The 19,403-nt window shown below is 57.6% G+C and carries 23 protein-coding genes and 2 pseudogenes; 22 read left to right on the top strand and 3 right to left on the bottom strand.

All coding sequences use genetic code 11. The features are described from left to right. Positions 1-75 precede the first annotated feature (75 nt). From BGK68_RS25110 to BGK68_RS25100, 3 genes are all read left to right on the top strand, one after another. Positions 76-582, top strand: a complete 507-nt coding sequence (locus BGK68_RS25110) for an RNA polymerase sigma factor (RefSeq protein ID WP_075259311.1) — start codon at positions 76-78, stop codon at positions 580-582. 69 nt (positions 583-651) lie between these two features. Next, a complete protein-coding gene (locus BGK68_RS25105; RefSeq protein WP_075259310.1) occupies positions 652-1,743 on the top strand; it encodes a FecR family protein in 1,092 nt (363 codons plus the stop codon). 151 nt (positions 1,744-1,894) lie between these two features. Then, a complete protein-coding gene (locus tag BGK68_RS25100) occupies positions 1,895-4,333 on the top strand; it encodes a TonB-dependent receptor (RefSeq protein WP_075259309.1) in 2,439 nt (812 codons plus the stop codon). Positions 4,334-4,578: 245 nt separating this feature from the next. Here BGK68_RS25100 and BGK68_RS25095 read toward each other — a convergent pair whose 3' ends face one another. After that, complete coding sequence (locus tag BGK68_RS25095; protein ID WP_233149413.1) at positions 4,579-5,016, bottom strand: helix-turn-helix domain-containing protein; 438 nt, start codon at positions 5,014-5,016, stop codon at positions 4,579-4,581. 89 nt (positions 5,017-5,105) lie between these two features. Here BGK68_RS25095 and BGK68_RS25090 point away from each other — a divergent pair, with 89 nt between their 5' ends. The 15 genes and pseudogenes from BGK68_RS25090 to BGK68_RS25030 all read left to right on the top strand — a co-directional run bounded on the left by BGK68_RS25090 (position 5,106) and on the right by BGK68_RS25030 (position 14,357). Then, positions 5,106-5,306: a hypothetical protein gene (locus BGK68_RS25090; RefSeq protein ID WP_006461601.1), complete on the top strand. Its 201-nt coding sequence runs from the start codon at positions 5,106-5,108 to the stop codon at positions 5,304-5,306. A gap of 14 nt (positions 5,307-5,320) precedes the next feature. Further along, positions 5,321-5,563, top strand: coding sequence for a hypothetical protein (locus tag BGK68_RS25085; RefSeq protein WP_006461600.1), 243 nt, complete (start codon positions 5,321-5,323; stop codon positions 5,561-5,563). Beyond that, a complete protein-coding gene (locus tag BGK68_RS25080; RefSeq protein ID WP_058896480.1) occupies positions 5,556-5,756 on the top strand; it encodes a hypothetical protein in 201 nt (66 codons plus the stop codon). The genes BGK68_RS25085 and BGK68_RS25080 overlap by 8 nt, the downstream gene beginning before the upstream one ends. Beyond that, positions 5,747-5,992 (top strand): ogr/Delta-like zinc finger family protein, encoded by a 246-nt coding sequence (locus BGK68_RS25075; protein WP_075259307.1) that lies wholly within the window; start codon positions 5,747-5,749, stop codon positions 5,990-5,992. Before BGK68_RS25080 ends, BGK68_RS25075 begins: the two co-directional genes overlap by 10 nt. 102 nt (positions 5,993-6,094) lie before the next feature. Beyond that, positions 6,095-6,316, top strand: coding sequence for a hypothetical protein (locus BGK68_RS25070; protein WP_075259306.1), 222 nt, complete (start codon positions 6,095-6,097; stop codon positions 6,314-6,316). An 88-nt stretch (positions 6,317-6,404) separates the two neighbouring features. Then, a complete protein-coding gene (locus BGK68_RS28125; RefSeq protein ID WP_174616830.1) occupies positions 6,405-6,758 on the top strand; it encodes a hypothetical protein in 354 nt (117 codons plus the stop codon). After that, a pseudogene (locus BGK68_RS25060) lies at positions 6,748-8,798 on the top strand (replication endonuclease). Before BGK68_RS28125 ends, BGK68_RS25060 begins: the two are co-directional and overlap by 11 nt. After that, positions 8,795-8,941, top strand: a complete 147-nt coding sequence (locus BGK68_RS28120) for a hypothetical protein (protein WP_198937261.1) — start codon at positions 8,795-8,797, stop codon at positions 8,939-8,941. Before BGK68_RS25060 ends, BGK68_RS28120 begins: the two are co-directional and overlap by 4 nt. Beyond that, the gene (locus BGK68_RS25055) at positions 8,938-9,345 is read left to right on the top strand and encodes a hypothetical protein (RefSeq protein WP_233149409.1); all 408 of its coding nucleotides are present in this window, start codon (positions 8,938-8,940) and stop codon (positions 9,343-9,345) included. Before BGK68_RS28120 ends, BGK68_RS25055 begins: the two co-directional genes overlap by 4 nt. After that, a pseudogene (locus BGK68_RS28505) lies at positions 9,345-9,854 on the top strand (DNA cytosine methyltransferase); the annotation flags it as partial. The gene BGK68_RS25055 and the pseudogene BGK68_RS28505, both read left to right, overlap by 1 nt. Positions 9,855-10,398: 544 nt before the next feature. Beyond that, positions 10,399-10,884, top strand: coding sequence for an HNH endonuclease signature motif containing protein (locus BGK68_RS28500; RefSeq protein ID WP_233149480.1), 486 nt, complete (start codon positions 10,399-10,401; stop codon positions 10,882-10,884). 27 nt (positions 10,885-10,911) lie between these two features. Further along, positions 10,912-11,127: a DUF4224 domain-containing protein gene (locus BGK68_RS25045; RefSeq protein ID WP_075259305.1), complete on the top strand. Its 216-nt coding sequence runs from the start codon at positions 10,912-10,914 to the stop codon at positions 11,125-11,127. Further along, a complete protein-coding gene (locus BGK68_RS25040) occupies positions 11,120-12,190 on the top strand; it encodes a site-specific integrase (RefSeq protein ID WP_233149408.1) in 1,071 nt (356 codons plus the stop codon). The genes BGK68_RS25045 and BGK68_RS25040 overlap by 8 nt, the downstream gene beginning before the upstream one ends. Positions 12,191-12,547: 357 nt before the next feature. Further along, positions 12,548-13,126: a hypothetical protein gene (locus BGK68_RS25035; RefSeq protein ID WP_075259998.1), complete on the top strand. Its 579-nt coding sequence runs from the start codon at positions 12,548-12,550 to the stop codon at positions 13,124-13,126. A 37-nt stretch (positions 13,127-13,163) separates the two neighbouring features. After that, a complete protein-coding gene (locus tag BGK68_RS25030; RefSeq protein ID WP_143433166.1) occupies positions 13,164-14,357 on the top strand; it encodes a hypothetical protein in 1,194 nt (397 codons plus the stop codon). 153 nt (positions 14,358-14,510) lie between these two features. Here BGK68_RS25030 and BGK68_RS25025 read toward each other — a convergent pair whose 3' ends face one another. Next, entirely contained in the window at positions 14,511-15,056 is a 546-nt protein-coding gene (locus BGK68_RS25025; protein WP_075259303.1) for a hypothetical protein, read from the bottom strand. 470 nt (positions 15,057-15,526) lie between these two features. Here BGK68_RS25025 and BGK68_RS25020 point away from each other — a divergent pair, with 470 nt between their 5' ends. From BGK68_RS25020 to BGK68_RS25005, 4 genes are all read left to right on the top strand, one after another. Further along, positions 15,527-15,862, top strand: coding sequence for an ArsR/SmtB family transcription factor (locus BGK68_RS25020; protein WP_075259302.1), 336 nt, complete (start codon positions 15,527-15,529; stop codon positions 15,860-15,862). Between the two features lie 12 nt (positions 15,863-15,874). After that, positions 15,875-17,155: an arsenic transporter gene (locus BGK68_RS25015; RefSeq protein WP_075259301.1), complete on the top strand. Its 1,281-nt coding sequence runs from the start codon at positions 15,875-15,877 to the stop codon at positions 17,153-17,155. Positions 17,156-17,178: 23 nt separating this feature from the next. Beyond that, positions 17,179-17,607, top strand: coding sequence for an arsenate reductase (glutaredoxin) (arsC, locus tag BGK68_RS25010; protein WP_075259300.1), 429 nt, complete (start codon positions 17,179-17,181; stop codon positions 17,605-17,607). A gap of 764 nt (positions 17,608-18,371) precedes the next feature. Next, on the top strand, positions 18,372-18,596 hold the full coding sequence (locus BGK68_RS25005; protein ID WP_075259299.1) for an MCP four helix bundle domain-containing protein: 225 nt from the start codon (positions 18,372-18,374) through the stop codon (positions 18,594-18,596). A gap of 23 nt (positions 18,597-18,619) precedes the next feature. Here the strand turns inward: BGK68_RS25005 and BGK68_RS25000 are convergent, their stop codons facing one another. After that, positions 18,620-19,396: an IS3 family transposase gene (locus BGK68_RS25000; RefSeq protein ID WP_075255802.1), complete on the bottom strand. Its 777-nt coding sequence runs from the start codon at positions 19,394-19,396 to the stop codon at positions 18,620-18,622. Positions 19,397-19,403 lie beyond the last annotated feature (7 nt).

Genomic DNA, 19,403 nt, shown 5'->3' with positions numbered 1-19,403 from the left:
CTCCTTGCTGCGTGCGGTGCCAGGCGCTTGAGGCGTCGTCCCAGGGCCTGTTGTCTTATGGCTTGGACTGGAAACGTGATCACCCGCTATTACCGAGAGCTGTTGCACTTCTGCCTGCGCAAAGTCAAAAATCCCGAAACTGCTGCCGATCTGGTACACGATAGTTTTGTCCGGGTCCTGACAATGGAGCGCGCGGGCCACGCCATCCTCGATCCAAGCGCCCTACTGCGCCAGGTGGCCCTGCGTCTGAAAATCGACATGGACCGCCGTGCCGCGATTCGCCAGCACGAGGATATCGACAGCCTGCCGGACACCGACATGCCTGCCGTTCCTGCCCATCTGCAGCCAGAGCAGGCCTGCGCTGCGATCCAGTCCGCGCACGCTTACCTGGAAGCCATCGACAGCCTGCCGCCCCGTTGTCGCGAAGCCTTCCAGCTGTATGCGTTCGAGGGGCTGCCCAACAAGGAAATCGCTGAACGCATGGGTATCTCCCTGAGCATGGTCAACCAGTACATCAGCCGCGGCAAACTGGCCTGCGCAGCCTGCCGGGAGGCCCTGGAGGCAGCTCCGGCAGCCCGATGACCACGCTTGTGCTGCCCGTCCCCGCTGGCAGGTGCAGTTTCTCCAGTCTCATGCATCTATACAAATAAGATGAAGCCATCGACAGCCCCGACCGCGACCAGCGGTTACCCCTCCCCCGACCAGCCCGTCCAGCAGGAAATGGCAGCGCTCTTCGACACCGAAGACCCTGTCAGGGTCGAGGCGGCACGCTGGCATACCTGCCGCGAACAGGGCTGTTCACCCGAGCAAGAAGCGCAATTCCAGCAATGGTTGAGCGCTAGCACCGCCCATGGCGCCGCTTATGCGTGTATTGAAGCTGGCTTAGCGGGACTCAATGCGGCCACGCTGGCGCTACGGCGCAACGCGGCGTCAGCTGCTCCCACTCCCATCCAGGCGCGCGCCGCATCCGGGGGCAGTTGGTGGCAACGCCAAATGGGAGCCCGCTGGCGCCCCCGTTTCAATGTCTTGGCATTGTGTTGCGTGATGTTGCTGGGCTGCGGGCTGGCGACGCTGCATTGGCTCGGGCAGCGTAGCTTCCACCAATCCTTTGCCGTCCGGCAAGGCGAGCGCATGGACCTGACCCTGCCGGATGGCACCGAGTTGGCGCTGGATTCCGGCACCGCGCTGGAGGTGGCCCTGCTGCCGCAGCAACGCGAAGTACACCTCACCAGCGGCCAGGCGATGTTCCACGTGGCCCATGACAGCAGCCGGCCGTTTGTGGTGGAGATTGGCGCCACCCGGGTTACCGTGCTGGGTACGCGCTTTTCGGTACGCCGCGGCAATGCGGACGCGGTGGAAGTGGCCGTCGAGCAAGGCCATGTCATGGTGACCAGCACTGCCCCTGACCATCCGGCACAGGCCGACCTGTTCGCCGGGCAGACCGTGCAAGCTTCGTCTAGCGGGCTGCTGGGTGCCGTGCGCGAGATCGACCCGGCCAGCATCGCCCCATGGCGCCGAGGCCTGCTCCACTTCACCAGTACACCATTGGCGCAGGCCTTGCAGGAGTTCGAGCGATATGGCCCCAGCCACGTCTTCGTGCGAGATCCTGTGGTCGCCGCCATGCAGGTCGGCGGCAGTTACCGTCTGGACAGCCCGCAGGCTTTTGCCCAGACCATGCCGCGTATCCTGCCGGTACGGCTGGTACGAGCGCCCAATGGTGACATCGAGATCGTCCGGCGCTAGTAAGCTGCTCAGTCGGCAATCACACCCGGGCCGGGGCCCACAACGACATTGTGATTAAAGTTCACGACAAGAGGTGCACATTTGAGGCAGTCGAGCGTCTTAATGATAGTGAGACCCATTTTCATTAAACTATCATCGAGACCCTCTCCCAATGCACAAGCCTCCATTCCGCTTTGCGCCCACCCGCATTTCCCTGGCTGTCGTCCTTTTGCTGGCCCAGGCACCTGTCCTGTACGCCCAGACCGTCGATAACGACCGCACCGTCAGCATTTCCATTTCCGCCCAGCCTCTGGGCTCCGCGCTCAATGCACTCTCTGCAGCCACGGGTATCCCCATTGCCTTCCCGCCGGCCCTGGTGGCTGGCAAGAATGCTGCTGCTGTGCAGGGCAGTCTGACGCCGCGCGCAGCGTTGACGCACCTGTTGAACAACAGCGGGCTGGAGATGCAGCAGGTCAACGGCACTTTCGTCATCCGCACCGCCGGAACGGCTGAACAGTCGGCGGCACCGCTACCGCAGGTGGTGGTGAAGGCGGCCGCAGAGAATGGAGAAGACCTGCTGTCCACCTACGCCGGCGGCCAGGTGGCACGCGGCAGCCGCGCCGGGCTGTTGGGTAATACGAACATCATGGACACGCCCTTCAATACCACCAGCTATACCTCGACGCTGATGGAGAACCAGCAAGCCATCACGGTAGCCGATGTACTGGCCAACGACCCGTCGGTGCGCACGGTCTCCTATGGCCTGACCAATTCGGCGGCGGGTGGCGAAATCTTCATGATCCGTGGCCTGTCGGTGCAGGATTCAATCCTCTTTGACGGCGTGCCCGGCATCATGTCTGGCCGCGCCAGTTCAGCCGAGATCGCTGAACGTGTCGAATTGCTCAAGGGCCCCAATGCCCTGCTGAACGGAATGGCACCCGGCGCTGGCGGCGCCGTGGGCGGTGCCATCAACATCGTTCCCAAGCGCGCCGATGACGAACCGCTCACGCGTGTGACGACCACCTACATGTCCAACAGCAACCTGGCCGGCCACTTGGATCTGGGGCGTCGTTTCGGGGAAGACAAGCAATGGGGCATCCGCTTCAACGGCATTTATCGCAACGGCGATACGGCCACCTCCGATCAGTCAGTGGAGTTGGGTGCGGCCACGCTGGGTATCGATTATCGCGGCAGCCAGTTGCGTGCATCGCTGGATGTCGGGCACCAGACCATGAACAACACGTCCCCGCAGGGATCCGCCGGCTTCGGCATTGCCGATGGCGTCGAGGTACCCTCGCCGCCCAGCGCCACCGCACGCATCGCCCAGAGCTGGGAGAACACCAAGTCGCGCAGCAACTTTGTCCTGGCCAAAGCGGAGTACGAGCTCAGCCCGCAATGGATGATCTACGGTGCAGTGGGGGGCAGCGATACCCAGTCGCGCTATCTGTCCACCGACATCACCGTCAATGACAGCCAGGGCGACGGTACTGCCAATGTCTATTTCTGGCCGAACTGGACCCGCAACCAAGTATGGCAAGGTGGCTTACGCGGCACCGTCTTCACCGGCAGCGTGAAACACCGGTTGAATCTGAGCGCGACTTATCTCAAGAGCGATTCCGGCTACACCTCTTCCTACTATGGTTTCACCAGCTACGATACCAACATCTACCAGCCTGTCACCGTGGCCGCACCTTCGCTGGAGGGCTTCTCTTCCAACCCGCCCAAGACCAATTCGCTGCAACTGCCGTCGCTGGCCCTCTCCGATACCCTCTACTTCATGGATGAACGTATCGCACTGACGCTGGGTGGACGCTACCAGCGTGTCAAGAGCATCACCTACGACACCAGCGGGACCGGCACTGGAGATACGGTTTACCAGAAGCAGGCCGTCACTCCGGTATTGGCCGTGGTGTTCAAACTCATGCCCAATCTTTCGCTCTATGGCAACTACATCGAGGGACTGATCCAGGGCGATACTGCACCGGTGGGCACGACCAATGCGGGGCAGATGTTCCCGCCGGTCAAGGTGAAACAGCGCGAGATCGGCGCCAAGTATGACTTCGGCAGCTTCGGCACCAGCCTGAGCCTGTTCGAGATCCAGCGGCCCAGCGGTTTTTCGGTGTCCAATGCAGATGGCACCTCGACCTATCAGATCAGCGGCGAGCAGCGAAATCGTGGGGTCGAATTGAATCTCTTTGGCGAGTTGGCCCGCAACGCACGTCTGCTGGGCGGCCTGGCTTATACCGACGCCCGCCTGACCAAGACCGATAGCGGCACCTACGATGGCAACGTCGCGCCCAATGTCTCACGCTGGCAGCTTAATCTCGGCGGGGAATACGATGTTCCCGCCCTGGCCGGCCTGACACTGAGTACCCGAATGATTTCCACAAGCTCCCAGTACATCGAACAGTCCAATGTCCGTAGCATTCCCGGCTGGACCCGTTGGGACATTGGCATGCGCTACACGACCCGCGCCTTCGACAAACCGATGGTGCTGCGCGCCAGCGTGAACAACCTTTTCAATCGAAACTATTGGTCCAGCAGCAACGGCAACTGGGTATACTTGGGCCAGCCGCGTACGGTGATACTCTCGGCTAGCGTCGATTTTTAATCTGGCATAACGGCGGGTCTTGCTTCGCGCCAACTAGGCTGTTCTGTCTCCTCCCAGTTATCTCAGCGCCGGCCATTTCTAGGGCCTGTTCACATTAAATCTGCGAGTGTGCAGATTTAATGTGAACAGGCCCTAGTGCGTCGCGGAATTTCCCGTTGCAGGACTCGCGGCATCCGTACTCTCAAAAGCCTCCTGGCTCGATATACAGCGTCTTTGAAACGATCAATACAAGACGGCTGGCTCTCCTATTTCTTTTTGACGATCTTGTTCCCCATGACGACGCCTTTAATGGTGCCAAATACATCTCCGTGAATTTGGTGACCAACGTTACCTTTAGTGTTCATGGCTGGCGTCCGCGCTCCCGACGACGACTCAGAGCCGGAGGTCAATCCAAAAATCATTCCAAGCACGCCAGCTTTGCCTCGGATATCCAGGCTGCGAAATCCTTCAAGTAAATCGCTTTCATCTTTGGTTAGCGGAGCATTGCTCGACTCTCCCGTTAAGAGAAATAACACATCAATTCCCGCCACTGCCATAGCAGTGAGATAAGCCGAGTCGGGCTTTCGCGATCCGTTCTCATAGTTCATTTGCGTATCACGCGTAACGCCACCCAAGGCAGCAAACTTCTCTTGGCTCAGACCTAACCGCTTACGCTCCAACTTTAGACGCTCGTTAAATTCCATCATTTGACCGCAATATATTGTTTGACTTGCGGTCATATGACCGCTATATTCACGTCATTGCTAAGTGACGTGTACAACCATTATCCCATATGCCCACTCTCTCCAAGCCCGTATGCCGCCCCCACACCGATACCTCGGTGGCCGTTACCTTCCGCCTTGAAGCTGATGAAGAAGAACGACTGGCTGAGCTGGCCCGCCAGGATCTGCGCACACGCTCGTCCTTTGTGCGCCTGCTGATATTGCGCGGCATGGCCGCCTACGACAACGACGTTAAAGCCGAACGGGCTTGAGCACGGAGGCTGCTATGTACGACGATCCCCGCAAAATCCGTCATCGCCGCATCGTTGTGCGCGTCAACGACGACAACTACGACATCATGAAGGCCCTGGCACAGTACCAAGGTGAAAACCTGGCCACCTTGGCTCATGATCTGTTGATGCATCAGGCCATCGCCCTGGCGCAATCCTATTCGATGCCGATCTTATCCGAGCAGAACGTGCAAGCCAAGGCGCTCACGAGCCACTTTTCAGTGCCACGCAATGCCTGATATCGAATTGCCGTTCACTAATCCTGCGTTAGTCGAAGCCCTGGAAGTGATCATGATGCGAGAAGGCTTTGACACGATTGAACAGGCCGCTGAGTTCGCTCTAGCGCAATCTGTTCGAGAAGGTATCAAACGTGTTACTGGCAAGGGGCGTGCACTCTATGCCATCAAGGGAAAGAAAACAACATGCGTGTAATCAGCCTGCCGTGCCCTCATTGCCAAAGCCCAGTGCGTGCAGCCAAAAGCCGAACCATGTCTACGCTGATGAAGGAAATCACCTACCGATGCCAGAACGTCGATTGCGGCCATACCTTCGTGGCCACGCTGGAGATTTCTCGCACCGTTTCCCTGTCGGCCATGCCCAATCCCGAGGTGAGCCTTCCCATCTCGCCCCGTGCATACCTTGTCCCCCAAGGAACAGGTACTGCCTGACTTGCTGCTGACCGCCTAGCCGGTCGCTGAATCCCAAATAACTAAGACCTGTCGTGCGCCGTTTGGCGCACGCGGGATTCGCTCACCCTAAAGAAACCTCACATGGCTCTCGACCAGCAACAGACAACGCTTGCCCTCGCCTCGCTGCGGCTTCGCATGGGCGACGATATCAAAGAATTTCAGTGCGCCCAGCGCATGCTGCTGCGCAAAGCCGTGCTGCAAGACGAACTGCAGTGGAATGTGATCTGGCAGGGGAAATCTGCCATTGCACATCGCCTTGGCCAGCGTCTGCAGCGTCTCGGTGGCCTGATGGGGGCATGGTAATGCGTACTGTGATCGCTCATTGCATCGCTGCTCTGCTGTTGCTTGCACCATCTCTTCTTGCGGCTCTCGGGCTGGTGCGGGGGTAACGATGCGCGGTGCACGAATTAAGGACCATGCGTCATTCCGGCCGGCTGCGGACCTGCTGCGTGAGCGTGCGGCATGGGTTCCCACGCCCCCGGGAAATGAGGCTGCCAAGGCTGAGCTCAGTAAATCCATTTCGCTGTTGCGCAATCGCAGGCGGCCCGATCTCCAAACCGGCATTGCTTATTCCTGGGCAGCGATGCCCAAGCCAGTGCGTCGACACATCCTGGCCCTGGCGGGCTTCGCGGCGGATCGCTGGGAATCTCCTATTCACTCCTTTACTGAAGCGGAACGCCTGGCCATGCGCCATGCGGTGCTGCGTGCCATTACGACGTATGAAAGAGCCCTCAATGCAGTCTAGAACAGTCGATGCGAAAACACGGCGTCGCCATCGGGCTTTCGTCGAGTCGCACCAGTTTGCCGGGGAACTGGCACGTATTCCGCTGAAGTGGCGCGGACGTGTCGTAAGCCAGGCCCTGGAACTGATGTCGGTATGGCACTGGAACAAGATTTTTGAGCCGGTTGCGGTTCAGTTCGTCCGCGAATTCGCTGAGCAGTACGTGCCGGCCGGCGTGGATCTGTCGCAGGATGATGCCGATATCTGTGCTACGGCCGAGAAAGCAGCCGAGAACGTCAAGAAAGTCTTGTGGAAAGCCATTTCTGACACCCACGCACGCGACCTCATCGAGCAGGAGTGTAGCGACTACGGCATTGATATGCCTGAAGTGGATGATGACGACCTGCGCGCCATCATCGCGCGTGTGGTGGATCCGCGCTGGTGGCGTCGGCAACTGCGCAAGGTGGTCGGCCGCGCCTTTGAGGGCGGAAATATTCGCCTGGGCTATGTGCACTATCACGGCGAGCCCTATGCCAGTAATGACGCCGTACTGTCTCGCCTGGCACAGAACCGGAGAAATGCCGCTGCTCTGGAAGCGACCATTGTGCGCAATGAGGCTGGTCAGGAATTCAGTATTGCTGAACTAGCCGAAAAAACGACCGCTAACAAGACCATTCGTCGCGGCGAACTCATGCTGCGCATCAATGGTTTCGAGGTCATTGCAAAGGAGTGCAACGATCAGGGCCTGTTCCTCACATGGTCTTGCCCATCGCGCTTCCATGCGACGCTGCATACGGGCAAGCCAAATCCGAAGTATGACGGTTCGGACCCTCGCACGGCCAATCGACACCTGGGCAAGATGACTGCGCTGGCGCGTTCGGCGTTGGCCCGTCGCGGCATCGGCCTGTACGGCTTCCGTATCGCTGAGCCGCATCACGATGGTTGCCCGCACTGGCATATGCTGGTGTTTGTACGCGCGTTACCTGACTACACCACGCCACACGTCAAGGATGTGACCAGCCGCGCTATCCGCGTCATGAAGAGATATGCCTGGCGCGTGGACCGTGGCGAGCCGGGCGCATTCAAGCGCCGACTTGACGTTAAACGCATCGATTGGGCGAAAGGCAGTGCTGCGGGCTACATCGCCAAATATGTGGCCAAGAACATCGATGGGGTGGCGGACCACAAGACCAAGGAAGGCTATCTCATCACCACCGATATGGCGGGTGATCGTGAGCTGACGCCCTCGGCCCGCGTGGAAGCCTGGGCGGCCCGCTGGGGGATTCGTCAGTTCCAGCAATGGGGTGGAGCACCGGTAAGCGTCTGGCGCGAGCTGCGCCGCGTGCCGGCAGATATGGTCAAACAGGCGCCACCGGCCATGGCCGCCGCATGGGATGCCGTACAAAAAGTCGAGGGCGAGAAGCGCGCATGTTGGGCGAGCTATCTGCGTGCGCAGGGCGGCGCTCTGGTGAAGCGTGACGATCTGATGGTCACGCTGGCCAAGGAAACCAAGACTGTCACCGGGCGCTATGAAGAGTGCGAGCGCGTGATGCCCTATGGCGTCCAGTGCCGCGAGATGGTCGGTGTGGTTTTTAAATCCGTTCGTCAACATGGACGCCAGTTCAAGGGCACGATGCCCGCACATCGGCGGGTTCGAGGTTCCCTTGGACTCGTGTAAATAACTGTACGCAGCCCGCTGGGCCTGGCTTTGCGGCCGATGTGTCGTTCGTACCGAAGAGCGCGCCCATGCCGGTCATGTTCATGCCGGACCAGGCCAAGCAGATCGAGCATGCCTGGCTGGCCCTGGGCGCATGCGCCTGGCCACGGCCGGCAGTTGACGACAGGCCGGCGTGGCCAGCGCCTGACATGACGGCCGACGAGCAGCGCCGTGCGCTCGCCGGCTGGGACGCGATCAAGGCATGCCCCTGGCCGCGCATGGCCCCTGTGCCGGACAGCTCCCCGCGCCATGGCACGCCGCGCCAGGTCGCCGACTGGCGCGCCGGCCGGCTCGATGTGACCGAACTTCCGATTGATCCCAACCCAACGAAAGGGAACGCTCCATGACCGCGTTTCGTGTCGTCGTGCGCACTGCCAGCGCACGCCATTCCTACACCGCCATCGCAGCCCATAGCTGCGACGTGATCGCCGCCGCCGTCGATCGCTTTGGTGTGTGCTCTGTAACGGCCATTCAGGAGATCCACCAATGAACGCAATCACGAAGCCCACCGCCAACTTCCCTGGTGCTGAGGTCTATATCGCCAAATACCTGGCAAAGCGTCAACCGCAGCGGGACTTTGTGGAGCAGCCACCGCAGCCGTTGGACCGCATCACCTTCAACACGCCCGACGATGGCGTCCTGGCCGGTTATGTGTCGGTCATCCGTCAGCATCTTGGCAATGGCCAGCGATTCGCCTGGGTGGAGCTGGACAACGAATTGGCCGGCCAATTCCGGGGGGTGCCTCTGGCCGACATCATCAGTTGCGATGATGAAGGAACAGCGCGCCGCAATGCACCTTCTTGCGCCGAATCGCGCCGTCTTTGCTTGGCCGACTACAGCGGAATCCTTGATCGCGCAGTGCAGAGTCCCGATAGGGCCTTGACGGGGGTCTAATGCCGGGAGCCTATTACAACGAAATCGAGCCGTTCGCTGCGGCATGGCTGCGCGAGCTTATCAAGGGTGGCCACATCGCCGGCGGCGAAGTGGATACGAGGAGTATTGAGGATGTACGACCTGACGACTTGCGAGGATTCGACCAGTGCCACTTTTTCGCGGGGATCGGCGGATGGTCCCTCGCGCTTCGCCGCGCCGGTTGGCCAGATTGTCGACCTGTTTGGACTGGTTCCTGTCCGTGCCAACCTTTCTCCTCGGCAGGCCAAGGAGCTGGGTTTAATGACGAGCGGCACCTCTGGCCGTCCTTTCACTGGCTCATCCAAGAGTGCCGCCCTGCAGTCGTCGCTGGTGAGCAAGTTGCAAGCAAGGACGCAGATCCTTGGCTCGACCTTGTACAAGATGACCTGGAAGCCATGGGCTATGCCTTCGGGGCGGTTGCGTTCCCGTCTGCGAGCGTCGGTGCTCCGCACATCCGAGACCGCACGTACTGGGTGGCCTACGGCAGCCGCGCTCGATCATTCCGGGGGAGGCAGCTGGAAGATAGCGATGCAGAAGATCAACAACGAAAAGCGGCCGAGCGGCAATGGAGTGCATTCGGGATTGAAGGACTTCGCGCACCTAGCTGGATGGCCCAGCACCACGGCCACGGACGCGGTACGTCAGCCATCGCAGGAGTTCGCGACGCCGAACATTACGCTGAATCACGCGGCGGTGCTGGCAGGCTGGCCGACGACGGCGGCACGGGACTGGAAGAGCGGGAGCGACACTCCGGAAAACCGAGCCGCGCGCAAGGCAGGGGGAATGCTGATGCAAGAGGCCGTGCAGCTTTGCGCCGTCGGGAGCCCAACGAGCACGTCATCATTGACGCCGACACTGGCTTCGCAGCCGGCCCGACTAACGGCCTCTGGCGAGCTGCTGATTGGCTCCTCTGCCGGGATGGAAAGTGGCGGCCAGTTGAGGCCCGCTCACTCGCGCTGGTTGATGGGATATCCGATGTCCTGGGATGTTGCAGCAATGTCCGTCAAGTTATCAAAGAAATCGCGGGAGAAATAAGTGAGCGGTGCATCCAATCGGAAACCGGACCCAGAGAAGCGCTGCACTATCTGTGGTTGTCGCTTAGCGAGAAAACGCAATCAATCTGGACGCCTGGAAGACATGACGTCCTTCCTTCGTCGCAATTTTTGCTCGCTGTCCTGCGCCAACTCTCGGAGCAAGGGTGGTTTGTCGCGGAAGGCTTTTCATGCGCAGGCGCGCAAGCAGCGGAAGGAAAGCTGCGAGGCCTGCGGGACGAAGACCCGTCTGCATGTTCACCATTTGGACGAGGACTGGACCAACAACGATCCGAGCAACTTGCAGACCTTGTGCGTGTTCTGTCATCAGTATTGGCACGCCACTCACAGGAGGCTTGGCCTGAAGCCATCGCAGCCGATGCCGAAATTGGTTTTCCACTCGGGACCAACTGCATCAACAGAGTCGGTCGCCTACGAGGATTCGGCAATGCAATCAATGCCGAGCAAGCGGCGCTCTTCGTCGAAGTGATGCAAGAGCTGTATGAAGGAAGTTCACATGTTTCTGACTGATTCTGAAATCGAAAAGCTGACGAAGCGTAAGCGCTCTAAGGCGCAGCAACGCCAACTGAACGCAATGGGTATTCAGCACAAGGTCCGTGCCGACGGCTCGCTGGTGGTGCTGTCCGCGCATGTGGACAAGCTCCTGGGCGGCAACTCGGAGAGCAGTAAGCGTGCGCGTGAGCCGAAGTGGGAGGCACTGGCATATGCCTAAGGCGAGAAGTGCGCAGAATCGTGGCCTGCCAGCGCGCTGGGTGCTGCACCATGGCGCCTACTACTACCATGTTCCTGCTGGGCTTGAAGCACGGTGGGATGGAAAGAAGAAATTCCGTCTCGGCGGCACGCTGCCGGAAGCCTACAGGGCCTGGGCGGCGCGGCTGGAGAAATTGGACGCGGCGGAAACCGTGGCGCAGTTGCTGGACCGATACGCTCTGGAAGTTGTGCCGACCAAGGGGCCGAAACAGCAGCTCGACGACAGTCGATACGTGCGCCGGCTGCGCGGGGTCTTTGGCGAGCTGCTGCTCACTGACATGCGCCCGCAGCTCGTCTATCAGTTCATCGACAAGTCGCCGAAGAAGGTTGCCGCGCGCCGGGCGGTGGCATTGCTGTCGCACGCATTCACAAAAGCCGTGGAGTGGGGGTACATAGACCGACACCCGTTCATCGGGCAGATGCGCCTGGAAGGGCAGAAGGCCCGCGACCGCTATGTGGAGGATTGGGAAATTGTGGAGTGCCTGGCGCTCAAGCGCCAGTCCAATGGCGGCACGTCGGGCGTGCCGATCATCCAGGCCTACATGCGCATCAAGCTGCTGACCGGAATTTCGAAGGGCGACCTGCTGCGCCTGGTCCCATCGGAAGACTTCAAGGAAGACGGCATCCATGTGCAGCGCCGGAAGGTGAAGAAATCGACAGGGAAGCGGACGATTTATGCCTGGACGCCGGATCTTCGCGATGAGGTGTTCCACGCGATGGAAGTGCGGCCGAAAAAGGTCGATCTGTTGTTCTGCACCCGCAACGGGACCAGCTACTACGACGAAGAGAAGGACGACTTCAGTGGTTGGGATTCCATGTGGCAACGTTTCATGACGCGCGTATTGGCGGAAACAAAGGTGAAGCAGTCGTTCACCGATCACGACCTGCGCGCCAAGTGCGCGAGCGACGCCGATAGCCTGGAGCAAGCCCGCGCGTTGCTGGCGCATGCTGACGCCCGGACGACCAGGCGAATTTACCGGCGCAAGCCCGAGCTTGTACAGCCCCTCAAGGCGCGTTTCGAGTAGTGAAAAAAGACAAGAAAAAGCCCGCATGAGCGGGCTTTTTTGTTGGGCAATGGCGTGGCCGGAGGACCATTCTATTACCCAGTGTGGGGACTATTACCCAAAAGGAGGCCAAGCATAAGCCGGAACCCCTTATAAAATGGTGCTGATGGGCGGAATCGAACCGTCGACCTACTGATTACGAATCTGCGGGGAAAATCATAAAAATCAATAGGTTAAGGTTGTTTTTGCTCCGCAATTCAGAGAAATTGGCGGCCGCAACTGCAAACAGGACGCGGCTCGGCTTAATTTTGCGGAGCAGAATTTGGAAGTGGAAGAAGCGAATGCTAAGCTCCAGATCTCGATATGAAGGGGGGATATATGGGGAGTAAAAATTTCGCTGAGGAACTGCGGACGATTGTGGAGGGCTTGAAGGAGAAAGGGCAGGCTGTAATCGACTGCGACGCGTTAATTGCATATCTACGCCAGATCGAAAGCACGCCTGAATCAGAGCCTTCTGCGCTACAAATGGAACAGTTCAAAGCCCAATTACAGGAAAGGGCGGAGCGGGCCAGGCAACAACATGAAGGAACTTTGGAGGCGTTCCGGTCCGTTATTACCTCCGGGCAGGCGGCAATTAAGTCCGCCTTCTTGCTCAATGGTGGCGCTGCTGTCGCAATGTTGGCATTTATCGGCCACATGACCCAGGGAAATAAGCTCGGCATCGATATGCGTACGCTGGCGCTGGCCCTTGCTGTTTTTGCTGGTGGCGTCTTGACTACCGCAGTTCAATCCGGCTTCACATATCTCACGCAATGGTTTTCTATGCTTGGGCGCACCTGGGCGACCAGAGTTGCGTTGGGGTGCAACCTTCTGTCTATTGCGCTGGCGATCTTCAGTTATGGCTTTTTTGTCTGGGGCGTGTGTCGGGCCTATAAAGGTATTTTGACTTTGGGCTAACCTGTATCTTATGACAATAAAAATGGAGGAATCCTTGATGTCTGAACGTTCCGATGCCCTTTTGCTGCCTGCCGATGATGCCCCGTTTAACGCACAATTAAAAAAGAGCGTGCTTTTTTTTGATTCGGTCACTCTCGCAAACGTTGCCGATGCAGCGCTTATAAACCGTAACGACGTTATCGAGAAATTCCCCGAGGCGACGATTAGGTGGGCGGAGCGTAACGCCTTCCCACGAAACGAAGGCTATGTCGATTCGATGCAGAGGATCATCAGTGATACGTCGTCGTTAAGATCGAGAGGGATTCTCAGGCTTACCCCCGAAAAGCCGTTGCCAACTATGGATGCGGGAGTTAATTATTCGCTTTGGCACAGTGCTATTGCAGATCCTATTTTGGTGAACGCCGCAGCACCTGATCGCCATCGTGCTCAGAATCCTCCTGCGGACTATTTTTTCTACATGCGCGGCGGTGTCATGACGATCAACAACCATCGTTCGAAGTACGAAATTGCAGAGACACGCCCTGCATTTGAATTCTCCGACAGTTCTGAGCGATGGTCTATGTATGCTCATCTCCGGCTAGGACGGGCTTTAAAGTTTCTGCGCATATCCCACGCCATGGGCCTCATTCCACTTGCGTTCGATGATCCAAATCAGAAAATATTGGCTGCTACAGGCCAAATAGATGCCTTTGTAGAACAAAGGAATTTCTCTCATTCGGGAGACTTTTCGCCTATTCAATTTGATTTAGAAATATTCGATTCAGCAGAGTTGATTAGCGCTCTTGATGCAATGTCGTGGCAAGACGTGGCAAGCCTAAGAAAAGAAATTCTGCCTGGTATGAACAGGTTGCGAGCTCACATGAGAAAGGTTTCGATACTTCAGAATGGTGACCTCTCTCGGGAGGAAAACAATAAGAGGTTGCGCGAAATGATGCTTGACTTCACAAACGCAAAAGAGAACCTAATTGCGAGTTGGGAAAAGCTGAGAATCGCCGCATTGGCAAAATCTGGAGGCGCCATTGGGGGAGAATATTTGCTGCACGCGAGTGGACTTCTTGGCACGATTACAGGCCTGCCCTGGATCGATCTATTAGGGAAAATTTTTGCTGGAGGTTTAATCGGTGCCGGTGTCCTTCACTCTGAAATTCAGTCGTTAATTCCTGCCCGGCGAAAGGTGATCCAGCACAAACTCTACTTTACTGATCGGCTTCCAGGTGGTGAGCGCCCTTAACCGGGTCGAGCTGAGCAGGAAAATTTGAAGATGGGGTGGCGTGCATGGACGCATTCTTTTTGAAGTGGGGAGCTGTCATATCTCTTTTTCAGCGGGATGTGGCAATCCTTTCGACATGGCCGGCGATGATAAAGTGCTGCGAGTAGCCAACAACTACGGGATGGTCGGGTACGTTTTCAACACCAACAGAGCAGCACCGGTCAGGAAAAGTAATATGGAGGCCAAGCCCAAAAGCCAAGTCGCGACGATGCCGATCCACATGAGACGGGAAAACTTAAAAGTCCCAATTGGTGCGCCAGAATTCACAACCGCGTTAAACCGCTTGCCCATGCCATGCGTAATTTGAAGGCCGTTCACGTAAACAAGCAGCATTGTCATTATCGAAACAACCAGCCCACCAAAGAAATACGGAATCGCCAGCTTTGCCGGCTCAATTAATGCGCTAGCAATGGCCGTCGCTCCAGCAACACCAGCCGCATTGATTGCGACAAAGTGCTTGATGAGTTCGAAGCCGGCATCCATCGTGCGGTTAAAAATTACGTCCACCAGTTTCTGTCCGTGAGCCTTGAACTGCGCTTGTGCCTCTGGGGAAAATGTTGAAAGGGGGCGACTCCGTGGATCTCCACCTTCAATGCCTCCCGCTGCCCCTGACTCATCGGTCATAGCCTTTTCCCCCTCTATGGATAGCAAGAAGCTCATCTTATTAAAAAACGTCTCCTGAGTGCGTCAAAATGCGTCAGATTTGATATTCGTCGGGCGGGCCGCTGGGCCAGAATGGGCGGGCTTCGGCACCTGACGCAACTTTGAGTCAAAACCGACCTATTTAGCGGGCAGGCGCGGGGTGGGGGCAACCGCGCGCGCCGGCTCGAAATTCAATTAAAAATATCCTTAATGCAACTTTTTCGCGTGAAATATTTCATATTTGAAATATTTTTTAAGTAGTGGAGGATGGGCCGTGCGTGGGCATGCGGGGGGAGAGAGGCGCAGGAAGGCTACATCGGCGGCTTGGACGGCTGGCGGGGCCGTGCGCATGTATTGAGTGGTTCGGATGAGCTTAGCGCCGCTACTACGCATCACCTAAGTCCAGCGTACGCAGGAAAACAATTGCCTCTTGCCCGACCACTATATTTCAACAATAATTGAAATATTGAATTATTGAGATCGCGTGTATGGAAACCAAAGCTATCATCATCGCCCTGGCCGCACTGGCGCAGGAGTCTCGTCTATCCATCTTCCGACACCTGGTGCAGATCGGCCCGGAGGGCGCTGCCGCGAGCAAGATCGGCGAAGCGCTCGATATTGCGCCGTCATCGCTCTCATTTCACATGAAAGAGTTAGCTCACGCTGACCTGGTGACCTCTCGCCACGAAGGCAGATACGTCATCTATTCGGCCAACTTCACCGCCATGAACGATGTCATCGGATTCCTCACCGAGAACTGCTGCGGTGGGAATGTATGTTCACCGGTGAGTGTCTGCTGCTCTCCAACGGAAGCAACGACCTGACAGGACCGTATCGTGCTCGCTGCCTTCATCATCTTCCTGTTGACGCTGATCTTTGTCATCTGGCAGCCCAAAGGACTGGGCATCGGCTGGAGCGCCTGCGCCGGCGCCGCCGTGGCGCTGGCCAGCGGTGTCATCCACTGGACCGACATTCCTTTGGTATGGCATATCGTCTGGAATGCAACGGCCACCTTCATTGCCATCATCATCATCAGCCTGTTGCTGGACAAGGCCGGTTTCTTCGAATGGGCGGCGCTGCATGTCGCCCGTTGGGGCGGTGGCCGGGGGCGGCTGCTATTCGTGCTGTTGGTGCTGCTGGGCGCCGCCGTCTCGGGGATATTCGCCAATGACGGTGCCGCCCTGATCCTGACGCCCATCGTCATTGCCATGCTGCAGGCGCTGCGTTTCTCGCCACAAGCGACCCTGGCCTTCGTCATGGCGGCTGGATTCATTGCGGACACCGCCAGCTTGCCGCTGGTGGTCTCGAACCTGGTCAACATCGTCTCGGCGGATTATTTCAAACTGGGCTTTACCGGCTATGCCAGCGTCATGATCCCGGTCAATCTGGCATCGGTGAGCATGAGCTTGTTGGTGCTCTATGCCTTTTTCCGCAAAGATATTCCAGCGAAGTACGACTTCGCCCAGCTGGCTACACCCGCGACAGCGATACGGGATCGGGCAAGCTTTGTAGCGGGGTGGTGGGTGCTGGCTCTGCTACTTCTGGGTTTCTTCTGGCTGGAAGGGCTGGGCGTGCCGATCAGCGCTGTGGCCGCCGTTGGCGCAGCTATCTTGCTGACGGTCGCCGTCCGTGGTCGCGTCATCCCGACCCGGGAAGTCATCGCCGGCGCGCCGTGGCAGATCGTGTTCTTCTCCCTCGGCATGTACCTGGTGGTCTATGGTCTGCGCAACGCTGGCCTGACCGATATCCTGACTCGGACCCTGGACGGCCTGGCCGCGCACGGGGTGTGGGCCGCTGCCCTGGGTACGGGCGTATTGACGGCGATCCTGTCCTCGATCATGAATAACATGCCGACGGTCCTGGTGGGCGCGCTTGCCATCGATGCCACAACCGCGCACGGCATAGTACGGGAAGCCATGCTCTACGCGAACGTCATCGGCTGCGACCTGGGGCCCAAAATCACGCCAATCGGCAGCCTGGCGACCCTGCTGTGGCTGCATGTGCTGGACAAGAAGCAGATTCACATCTCTTGGGGCTACTACTTCCGTGTCGGCGCGATGCTCACGCTGCCGGTGCTGGTGGTCACCCTCGCAGCCCTGGCCATCCGGCTTCAATAACACCTTCACCGACGAGCAATGCCATGACCAAGATCTATCACAACCCCGCCTGCGGAACTTCACGCAATACACTCGCCTTGATCCGCAACAGCGGTGAAGAGCCCACGGTCATCGAGTATCTGCAACAGCCGCCCAGCCGGGAGGAACTGACCAAGATGATCCAGGACAGCGGTTTGAGCGTGCGCGAGGCGATCCGCCAGAAGGGTACGCCCTATGCCGAACTCGGTCTCGACAATGCCACGCTCAGCGACGACCAATTGCTCGACGCCATGATGGCGCACCCCATCCTCATCAACCGCCCCTTTGTCGTGACTGCCAAGGGCACACGTCTGTGCCGTCCGTCCGAACGGGTGCTGGACATCCTGGAGCAGCCCCAGCAAGGAGCTTTCATCAAGGAAGACGGCGAGGTCGTGATTAATGCGGAGGACCATCGCGTCCCACCAAGTCATTGAATGCCCAACGTCGATTTGGCACTGTACCAGGTGCCTACGACTGCCGACTTCGACACACCGGCCACGGTTTCTCCTGCCCTATTCGAGAAAGCTTTTCTGCCTGCTCCTGCATCGATTGAGCTGCAGTTCGGGCGCCCGGCAACATTGGTCTAGCGGTTGACCTAAATACCTCGCGCCGAAATGTTGCCACTCTGCAAGTGGTTTGATATTAATTCTGCAGGCTGCAGAACGTGGGTCAAGTCATCATATTTTATATATTTAGGCATGAAATTAAAATAAAAGTATAAAATTTGAAACATATATAAAATAAGAAGGTGCTTGAGATGGCATTGGGATCTTGGAGTTTCAGTTCTATTTCCCATTGGTATCATTATCTTCTACTTCACCTAGTCGGCGTCATTGAATGCAAATGTCAGGTTTCTAGGGTGACCATTATCCGAAGCTAAGACATTGACGTTATGGCCCGTACTACTCCATGTGGAGTTGCCGATAACGAGTCTCCAACACGAAAGTGAAACTTGAACGAATATGCGATGTGCTTAAGTCAAGCTCGACCGCAACAAGAGTATGAGGCAAGTAAGCACAGCATGATTGAGTAGAGGCCTAGGTCTGCATACCGACGATTGCGCGGTGCTCGCACATGCAGAAGTGTTTTTGATGCCCAAGTATTAAATGTGCTTGAAAGCAACGAGAAACCGATGTGTGCACATAAAGCACATGTATTTTAAAGACTATTTTCTGGCTAAAAAAAGAGGAGCTTCTGCGTGAAAATTGGCGATCTAAAAATTGGTGTGCGACTATCAGTTGCCTTTGGATTCCTTATAGCTCTACTTATGGGTGTGATAGCTATAGCCCTGACGAATATGGGCTACATGAATAACGCCACCAATGATATTACGGCGAACTGGATGCCTAGTATTGAGCAAACTAATAACATGAATGCTCGTGCTGGAGACCTACGCATTCTTGAGTTTCAGCACGTGCTGTAATGACCCAGCGAAACCTGCTCAAGTTATGCGGCTAAAGCAAACGCCTCAGCCGGTGTCTTCATGCCCAGCGCCTGATGCGGCCGGCGGTGGTTATAGAAGCCGATCCAGTCACCAATGATGCGACTGGCGTGCTGCAATGTTTCGAAGCGATGTCGATGAGCGCATTGCTCCTTTAGGGTTCTGATGACGCGTTCGACCATGCCATTCTGCTGTGGGCAATGCGGCGTGATGAACTCTTGCTGAAGCCCGTAACTGCGGACCAACGCGGTGTAACTACGGCTGGTGAACACCAAGCCGTTATCTGAGCGCAGCAAGAACGGCGCCGTCACGCGACCCAGTGAGCCATAACGCGCGATCAGCGCTTGCTCCAAGGCCGACTCTGCCGTCTTCGACTTGCCCGAACGCGACAGATGCCAGCCCAGTAATTCCCGCGTGTGGCAATCAATCACCAAGGCTAGCACCGCCCAGCCATCTCGCCCTGTCCAGATCCGACACAGATCGGTTGCCCAGCGCTGGTCTGGTCCTGTGGCTACCGACGGCAAGGCCTTCACCCTGGGCCGGAAACCAATAGGACGCTTCTTGACCTGCCAACCTTTGATCTGGAAGATCCTCTGCACCGTGTTCTTATTGAACCCGAGCAGGCCAGCCACCGTGCGATAGCCGAAGGACGGCTCTTCCAGGATCATCTTGCGAATGGGTTCGGCAAAGCGCTCCTGCACCTTGGGCTCAGCCTTCACCGGCTTGTAGTAAGCGCTGCGCCTGGCAATCCCAAACCACGCGCATATCTTGCTGACAGCCACATCGAAA

This window comes from Herbaspirillum camelliae, assembly GCF_001929405.1.
GTDB lineage: Bacteria > Pseudomonadota > Gammaproteobacteria > Burkholderiales > Burkholderiaceae_D > Herbaspirillum > Herbaspirillum seropedicae.
This window is presented reverse-complemented; position numbering and strand designations above follow the sequence as displayed.

What these genes read in the sequence shown, in the direction of transcription:
- BGK68_RS25105 (WP_075259310.1), top strand. Translation starts at nt 652, where the DNA reads ATGAAGCCATCGACAGCCCCGACCGCGACCAGCGGTTACCCCTCCCCC.
- BGK68_RS25100 (WP_075259309.1), top strand. Translation starts at nt 1,895, where the DNA reads ATGCACAAGCCTCCATTCCGCTTTGCGCCCACCCGCATTTCCCTGGCT.
- BGK68_RS25095 (WP_233149413.1), bottom strand. Translation starts at nt 5,016, where the DNA reads ATGGAATTTAACGAGCGTCTAAAGTTGGAGCGTAAGCGGTTAGGTCTG.
- BGK68_RS25090 (WP_006461601.1), top strand. Translation starts at nt 5,106, where the DNA reads ATGCCCACTCTCTCCAAGCCCGTATGCCGCCCCCACACCGATACCTCG.
- BGK68_RS25085 (WP_006461600.1), top strand. Translation starts at nt 5,321, where the DNA reads ATGTACGACGATCCCCGCAAAATCCGTCATCGCCGCATCGTTGTGCGC.
- BGK68_RS25080 (WP_058896480.1), top strand. Translation starts at nt 5,556, where the DNA reads ATGCCTGATATCGAATTGCCGTTCACTAATCCTGCGTTAGTCGAAGCC.
- BGK68_RS25075 (WP_075259307.1), top strand. Translation starts at nt 5,747, where the DNA reads ATGCGTGTAATCAGCCTGCCGTGCCCTCATTGCCAAAGCCCAGTGCGT.
- BGK68_RS25070 (WP_075259306.1), top strand. Translation starts at nt 6,095, where the DNA reads ATGGCTCTCGACCAGCAACAGACAACGCTTGCCCTCGCCTCGCTGCGG.
- BGK68_RS28125 (WP_174616830.1), top strand. Translation starts at nt 6,405, where the DNA reads ATGCGCGGTGCACGAATTAAGGACCATGCGTCATTCCGGCCGGCTGCG.
- BGK68_RS28120 (WP_198937261.1), top strand. Translation starts at nt 8,795, where the DNA reads ATGACCGCGTTTCGTGTCGTCGTGCGCACTGCCAGCGCACGCCATTCC.
- BGK68_RS25055 (WP_233149409.1), top strand. Translation starts at nt 8,938, where the DNA reads ATGAACGCAATCACGAAGCCCACCGCCAACTTCCCTGGTGCTGAGGTC.
- BGK68_RS25045 (WP_075259305.1), top strand. Translation starts at nt 10,912, where the DNA reads ATGTTTCTGACTGATTCTGAAATCGAAAAGCTGACGAAGCGTAAGCGC.
- BGK68_RS25040 (WP_233149408.1), top strand. Translation starts at nt 11,120, where the DNA reads ATGCCTAAGGCGAGAAGTGCGCAGAATCGTGGCCTGCCAGCGCGCTGG.
- BGK68_RS25035 (WP_075259998.1), top strand. Translation starts at nt 12,548, where the DNA reads ATGGGGAGTAAAAATTTCGCTGAGGAACTGCGGACGATTGTGGAGGGC.
- BGK68_RS25030 (WP_143433166.1), top strand. Translation starts at nt 13,164, where the DNA reads ATGTCTGAACGTTCCGATGCCCTTTTGCTGCCTGCCGATGATGCCCCG.
- BGK68_RS25025 (WP_075259303.1), bottom strand. Translation starts at nt 15,056, where the DNA reads ATGAGCTTCTTGCTATCCATAGAGGGGGAAAAGGCTATGACCGATGAG.
- BGK68_RS25020 (WP_075259302.1), top strand. Translation starts at nt 15,527, where the DNA reads ATGGAAACCAAAGCTATCATCATCGCCCTGGCCGCACTGGCGCAGGAG.
- arsC (WP_075259300.1), top strand. Translation starts at nt 17,179, where the DNA reads ATGACCAAGATCTATCACAACCCCGCCTGCGGAACTTCACGCAATACA.